Here is a 6399-nt window from a genome sequence, read left to right as displayed (position 1 = left end):
TGTCTGATAAATTGTTAAAGAGCAGTTGCAACGCGGCTTTCAGCTCACCGTTGCGAGGTCCCGTATATTACGTTTTCCTCATTCAGAGTCAAGCGTTTATTTTCACTTTTCTCTGTCGGTTTTCAGCGTCGTATTTTACTGCTGAAACCCTGCTGACCCGGCGGCTTGCTTGCCGTTGTTCCGTGTCAGTGGAGGCGCATTATAGGGAGTTCTGAGACGTTGACAAGCCCTGTTTTCAAAAAACTTTTCAACCGTCTCTTTTTTCGCCAAAGCGGATGTTGAAATCGTAAAAAATGGCCCTTTTGCTGTTTTAACCACCGAAATAAGCCGTCAGGTGGCATACTGATGAAGTAGAAAAGAGAAAGGAACGGCATTCATGTCTATAAGCGCACAGCAGCTGGCGGCACAAAAAAACATCTCCTGGGTCATCGCGGAGAAGATCGCCCAAAAAATCCTCACTGGCGAATATCCGCCAGAGAGCATCCTTCCCGGTGAAATGGAGCTGGGCGAACAGTTTGGCGTCAGCCGGACGGCAGTACGAGAAGCGGTAAAAACGCTGGCGGCTAAAGGCATGCTGCTTCCGCGTCCGCGTATCGGTACTCGCGTTCTGGCGCGCAGCAGCTGGAACTTTCTGGATAAAGAACTACTCGCCTGGTGGCTGACGGAAGATAATTTCGAAGAAGTGGTTAGCCATTTCCTGGTGATGCGTAGCAGCCTGGAGCCTCAGGCCTGTTTTCTGGCGGCGATTGCCGGTACCTCCGAGCAAAAAGCGCAGCTCAATACGTTAATGGAAGAAATGATCGAGCTGAAAAGACATTTTATCCGCGAACGCTGGATTGAAGTCGATATGGCCTGGCATGAACATATTTATGCGATGAGCGGCAACCCGTTTCTCACCTCTTTCGCGTCGTTATTCCATTCGGTCTATCAGACCTATTTCACCTCGATTACGCAAAATGAAGTCGTTAAACTGGATCTGCACCAGGCTATTGTTGACGCCATTCAGGAAAGCGATGGTCCGCGCGCGCAGCTTGCCTGCCAGACATTGTTGAATACCCCAAACCACACAGGTAAATAAAGAAGGAAAAGGCATGACCGGGAAGAAAGGGCGGAGTATGGCCGGACTGCCGTGGATTGCGGCCATGGCTTTCTTTATGCAGGCGCTGGACGCCACTATTCTTAATACCGCGCTTCCCGATATTGCGCATAGCCTTGGTCACTCCCCGCTGGCGATGCAATCCGCCATTATCAGCTACACCCTGACGGTAGCGATGCTGATACCGGTGAGCGGCTGGTTGGCCGACCGCTTCGGCACCCGCAAAGTCTTTATCATTGCCGTCAGCCTGTTTACCTTAGGTTCCCTTGCCTGCGCGCTTTCCACTTCGCTACCCGAACTGGTTGTCTTCCGCGTCATCCAGGGGATCGGCGGCGCAATGATGATGCCGGTTGCGCGTCTGGCGCTGTTACGCGCCTATCCGCGTAGCGAACTGCTGCCGGTACTCAACTTCGTTACCATGCCTGGCCTGGTCGGCCCCATTCTCGGTCCTGTACTCGGCGGCGTGTTAGTCACCTGGGCCAGCTGGCACTGGATTTTCTTGATTAACATCCCGATTGGTATCATCGGCATTCTCTACGCCCGCAAATATATGCCGGACTTCACCACGCCCCGCCGTCGTTTCGATACCAGCGGCTTTGTTCTTTTTGGGTTAAGTCTGGTGCTGTTCTCCAGCGGTATTGAACTCTTTGGCGAGAAAATCGTTGCCAGCTGGATGGCGCTGTCCGTCATCGCCCTGAGCGTCGTGCTCATGCTGGCCTATATTCGCCATGCTCGTCGCCATCCCACGCCGCTGATTTCACTCTCCTTATTTAAGACCCATACCTTCTCTGTCGGGATCGCCGGCAACCTGGCCACACGGTTAGGAACCGGCTGCGTACCGTTCCTGATGCCTCTGATGCTACAGGTCGGTTTCGGCTACCCGGCCATTATCGCCGGCTGCATGATTGCGCCGACGGCCATTGGCTCGATTATCGCCAAGTCGACCGTCACACAGATACTACGCTGGTTTGGTTATCGCAAAACGTTGGTGGGGGTCACTATCTTTATTGGTTTGATGATCGCGCAGTTTGCGTTGCAGTCGCCAGGAATGCCGCTGTGGCTGCTACTACTGCCGCTATTTGTGCTGGGGATGGCGATGTCCACGCAGTTCACCTCGATGAACACCATTACGCTTGCTGATTTAACCGATGACAATGCCAGTAGCGGCAACAGCCTACTCGCGGTAACCCAGCAGCTGTCCATTAGCCTTGGCGTGGCCATCAGCGCGGCAGTCCTGCGTTTTTATGAAGGATTTGATAACGCCAGCACCATCGAACAATTCCACTATACCTTTATCACGATGGGTGCGATCACCGTGGTATCAGCGCTGATGTTTATGCTGCTCAGAGCTAAAGATGGCCGCAACCTGATAACGGAGCGGCACAAGCACTAAGCTGAACCGCGAACCACCAGTTCGGGGGTAAGCTGCACGCGCTGCTGTTTTTGCCCGGGATCCGCCATGCGGTGAATCAGCACATCGATAGCCAGCTCTCCCAGTTCATCTTTGGGTTGATGAATAGTGGTGAGCGGCGGGGTCATATAGCGCGCCAGTTCAATATCGTCATACCCCACCAGCGCCATATCCTGCGGAATACGCAACCCGGCCTGATACAGCGCCTGATACGCGCCGACCGCCATCGCATCATTACCGACAAATACCGCCTGCGGCCGTGGCGTTAACGCCAGCAGTTGCTGCATCGCGGTAAAACCGCCGCCAAATTCAAAATCGCTGGTAATGACATAACCTTCGGCGACATCCAGCCCGGCGCGCGCCATCGCCGCATGGTAGCCTTCCAGGCGCAGTCGCGACGGCGTCTTATCCAGCGGCCCGGCAATGCAGGCAATACGGGTATGACCGCGATCGATTAAATACTGGGTCGCCATATCGCCACCGAGCAACGAATTATCCTGAATGAGATCGCTGTCGCCGTCGAACGGCGCCCAGTCCATCATCACCGTCGGCACCGACGGATAACGCTGCATGATCTCCTGGGAAGGTTGATGCGTTTCGGTGCACAGCAGCAGCAGACCATCGACGCGTTTTTGCATCAGCGTTTCCAGATTGCGATTCATCCGCTGCTCATCGCCTTCGGTATTACATAAAACCAGGCTGTAGCCGCGCTCGAAACAGCTGCGTTCCACGCCGCGCACCAGCTCCGAATAAAACGGGTTAGTACTGGCGGTGATCAACATGCCGATGGTTCGCGTCTGATTTAACTTGAGGCTACGCGCCAGCGCCGAAGGTGCGTAGTTAAGACTTTTGATCGCCGCATCAACTTTGGCGGTAATCGCCTCGCTGACAAAGCGGTCTTTATTAATGACGTGAGAAACGGTCGAGGTGGAAACGCCCGCGACGCGGGCCACATCCTTCATGGTAGCCAAGCATTACCCCTGTTGACGCAAGAATTCGTCGATCTCTTTGCGCCACGGCACAGACGGTTGCGCTCCCTTACGGGTGACGGCAATCGCGGCGGCGGCATGGGCAAAACGGATGGCGTCTGCCACTTCACGGCCTTCCAGCAGCGCGGTGACAAATGCGCCATTAAAAGTGTCGCCAGCGGCGATCGTATCGATGGCCTGAACTTTAAATCCGGGGACCCGGCGGCTTTCGCCCTCGCAGCTTAACCACACGCCGCGGCTGCCGAGAGTAATCATCACCGTACCAATCCCTTTCGCATGAAGCGCACTGGCGGCTTTCGCGGCATCGTCGTCGCTTTCAACGCGAATACCGGTCAGCTTTTCCGCTTCGGTTTCATTCGGCGTAATGACATCCACCAGCGCCAATAGTTCATCTGAAAGTTCGCGCGCCGGGGCAGGGTTAAGCACCACGGTAGTCTGATGCTGATGAGCGATTTTCGCAGCGGCCATCACGCTCTCCAGCGGCGACTCCAGCTGCATTAACAATGCCTGCGCGCTGGCAATTCGTTCTTTTTCCGCCTCAACCTGAGAAACAGAAAGCGCAGCATTTGCGCCGGCATGAATACCGATGACATTCTCGCCTTCCGCGTTAACGAAAATTAACGCGACGCCGGTTGATTCGCCAGCAACGGCACGCACCGGCGCCACGTCGATGTTATCGCTCGCCAGCTGGCGGCGAACGCGTTCGCCGATATCGTCATCGCCAGTACAAGCAATGAAGGCAATATCCGCGCCGCTACGCCCGGCAGCGACAGCCTGATTGGCGCCTTTACCGCCGAAAGCCACTTGATAGTGGTTTCCGGTAACGGTTTCACCTGGAGTAGGGAAGGATTCAAGGTTAAGAATGTGATCGGCATTGATGCTGCCAAGGACGACAAGTTTGCCTGCGGTTTTCATCATCTTTGTTCCCGGGAAAGCGCGCCACCGGACTCCGGTGGCGCATGCCCTGCTTTTCTTTTTTATGTTGTCCCTCGGACCGTTGCCGGCCCGAATCGCATTTTACTGCTTAATGACCAGTTTCAGCTCAACCGGATAGCTGGCATCCACTTTTTCACCCTTCAGCACTTTATCAGCGGTTTCGACGCCTTTAACGCCGATCTGCTCCGGCAACTGGGCGATGGTCGCTGCCAGTTTGCCACTATTTACTGCTTTTTCGCCATCCGGAGTGCCGTCAAATCCAACCACCATCACATCAGATTTTCCAGCAGTCTGCAGCGCACGCAGCGCGCCCAGCGCCATTTCGTCGTTCTGCGCAAACACCGCCTGCACGTCCGGATGCGCCGTCAGCAGGTTCTGCATCACGTTCAGACCTTTGGTACGGTCGAAGTCAGCGGGTTGGCTGGCCAGTACGTTGAACTTATGCGCCGCCACGGCCTGTTTGAAACCTTCGCCGCGCTCGCGCGCCGCAGAGGTACCGGCAATGCCTTGCAGCTCAATGACTTTCGCATTTTCCCCGACTTTCTTCGCGATATAGTCGCCGGCCATTTTACCGCCCAGCACGTTATCGGAAGCAATATGACTCACCACATCGCCTTTTGAAGCCTGGCGGTCCAGGGTAATAACCGGGATTTTAGCCTGGTTCGCCATCTTCACCGCATTGCCGACAGCATCGGAGTCGGTTGGGTTAATCAGCAGCAGTTTGGCGCCGCGAACCGTTAAGTCCTGTACGTTCGCCAGCTCTTTCGCCGGGTTATTCTGGGAATCCAGCACCACCAGGTTGTAGCCCAGCTTATCGGCTTCTTTCTGCGCGCCGTCTTTCAGAGAAACGAAGAAGGGGTTATTCAGGGTAGAGATAACCAGTGCGATGGTATCTTTCGCCATCGCGTTTGCGCTAACGGTCGCGCTTAGAGCAACAGCAGAGACCAGGGTCGCCAGTTTTTTCATATTCATAGTTAAGATGTCCTGTAGAGTTCTCAGTTACTGCTTTTTGTTATCTACCAGTACCGCCAGCAAAATCACCACCGCTTTGACGATCATCTGGTAATAGGAAGAAACGCCTAAAAGGTTCAGACCATTGTTCAGGAAGCCAAGAATCAACGCGCCAATCAGCGTGCCGACGATACGACCTTTACCACCTGCCAGGCTGGTGCCGCCAAGTACGACCGCTGCGATCGCGTCTAATTCATAGCCCGTCCCCGCCGTCGGCTGCGCAGAGGAAAGACGCGCCACTTCGATGATCCCGGCCAGTGAAGCCAACATTCCGCACAGCGCATAGACGATGATTTTCACTCTATTCACGCTGATGCCGGAAAGCCGCGTCGCCGCTTCGTTACCGCCCAGGGCATAAATATAACGGCCCAGGCGAGTATGGTGCAGCATGTACCAGGCCGCCAGGAAGACAATCGCCATAATCCATACCGGCGTCGGGATCCCCAGCGGGCGTCCGATACCGAACCAGCCAAACAGATCGGCGTTATCGCTAAAGCCGGTGTTGATCGGGCTACCGTTGGTATAAACCATCGTCACGCCGCGCAGCAGCAGCATCATCACCAGGGTGGCGATAAACGCCTGCACGCGACCTTTCGCGACAATTACCCCGGTCACCGCGCCAATAGCCGCACCGAGCGCCAGCGCGGCGGCAACGGCCACCAGCGCATTTACTTCGATACCGACGATAGACGCCGCGACGGCGCCGGTCAATGCCAGCAGAGAACCGACGGACAGGTCGATCCCCGATGTCAGAATGACCAGCGTCATCCCGACCGCCATAATGGCGTTAACGGAAGTCTGCTGCAGAATATTGAACAGGTTATTAACGGTAAAAAAGTTAGGGCTCATGGTCGAAACGATCGCGATCAGCACCAGCAGGGCGATCAGCGATTTTTGCTCCATCAGCCACGCTTTAGTGAAATAGCGGCGACCAGTAACAGCCTGGGTAGTCATCT

The 6399-nt window shown here is 55.2% G+C and carries 6 protein-coding genes; 2 read left to right on the top strand and 4 right to left on the bottom strand.

Annotation, left to right across the window (positions count from 1 at the left end):
* Positions 1–376 precede the first annotated feature (376 nt).
* On the top strand, positions 377–1078 hold the full coding sequence (locus PGR23_RS13670) for a FadR/GntR family transcriptional regulator (protein ID WP_045396024.1): 702 nt from the start codon (positions 377–379) through the stop codon (positions 1076–1078).
* 13 nt (positions 1079–1091) lie between these two features.
* Positions 1092–2489, top strand: coding sequence for a multidrug transporter subunit MdtD (gene mdtD, locus PGR23_RS13665; RefSeq protein WP_396280076.1), 1398 nt, complete (start codon positions 1092–1094; stop codon positions 2487–2489).
* On the opposite strand, the gene rbsR is transcribed toward mdtD, so the two are convergent.
* From rbsR to rbsC, 4 genes are all read right to left on the bottom strand, one after another.
* Positions 2486–3478 (bottom strand): ribose operon transcriptional repressor RbsR, encoded by a 993-nt coding sequence (rbsR, locus tag PGR23_RS13660; protein ID WP_072251486.1) that lies wholly within the window; start codon positions 3476–3478, stop codon positions 2486–2488. The two genes, mdtD and rbsR, sit on opposite strands and share 4 nt — an antisense overlap.
* 3 nt (positions 3479–3481) lie before the next feature.
* Complete coding sequence (rbsK, locus tag PGR23_RS13655) at positions 3482–4414, bottom strand: ribokinase (protein WP_161801952.1); 933 nt, start codon at positions 4412–4414, stop codon at positions 3482–3484.
* Between the two features lie 99 nt (positions 4415–4513).
* A complete protein-coding gene (gene rbsB, locus PGR23_RS13650; RefSeq protein ID WP_045396020.1) occupies positions 4514–5404 on the bottom strand; it encodes a ribose ABC transporter substrate-binding protein RbsB in 891 nt (296 codons plus the stop codon).
* 27 nt (positions 5405–5431) lie between these two features.
* Positions 5432–6397: a ribose ABC transporter permease gene (gene rbsC, locus PGR23_RS13645; RefSeq protein WP_015368991.1), complete on the bottom strand. Its 966-nt coding sequence runs from the start codon at positions 6395–6397 to the stop codon at positions 5432–5434.
* Between the last annotated feature and the right edge of the window lie 2 nt (positions 6398–6399).

Source organism: Klebsiella sp. 141162, from assembly GCF_050600755.1.
In the GTDB taxonomy this organism is placed as follows: domain Bacteria; phylum Pseudomonadota; class Gammaproteobacteria; order Enterobacterales; family Enterobacteriaceae; genus Klebsiella; species Klebsiella aerogenes.
This window is presented reverse-complemented; position numbering and strand designations above follow the sequence as displayed.